Raw genomic sequence first — 471 nt, forward strand, 5'->3', positions numbered from 1 at the left:
CGACCAATACCAGGTTGCCGTTGCGCAACGCATCGAGCAAAACAATCCCTCGGACGTGCTGCATGGTAATCCTCAGGCAATGCTGCGTTCGGTCGTAGTAGTTTCTTTCGTCGTCGATCGAAACGGACATGTGCTGACGTCCTCCGTGTATCGGACGAATGGCGACGACGAAGCTGAGAACACCGCGCTCAGATCACTGCGCCGCTCGTCGCCGTTGCCGCGACCACCGGCGGAACTGCTCAACGCAAACGGGCAACTGGAGCTTTTCGAGGACTGGCTGTTCAATGACGACCGAAAATTCCAGCTGCGGGAACTCACGCCACCGCAGGCGCAGACGTTGAACTGACGGCGCCACCGTTCATGCGCGAAATCATTTCTTCACAGTGCCAGGCATAACGGGAGGTGCGCTGTGTTTCATCCCACTCACTCATTACGTCTTACAGGGGCCGCGCGGCCCCACGTGCGGCTTTA

The 471-nt window shown here is 58.4% G+C and carries 1 protein-coding gene; it reads left to right on the forward strand.

What is annotated here, in order from left to right; translation table 11 throughout:
- Positions 1–346 (forward strand): TonB family protein (locus tag H3V53_RS43410; RefSeq protein WP_336603070.1); only part of this gene is annotated, 346 nt, incomplete at its 5' end.
- Positions 347–471: the final 125 nt, after the last annotated feature.

This window comes from Paraburkholderia bengalensis (genome assembly GCF_037126505.1).
In the GTDB taxonomy this organism is placed as follows: Bacteria; Pseudomonadota; Gammaproteobacteria; order Burkholderiales; family Burkholderiaceae; genus Paraburkholderia; species Paraburkholderia bengalensis.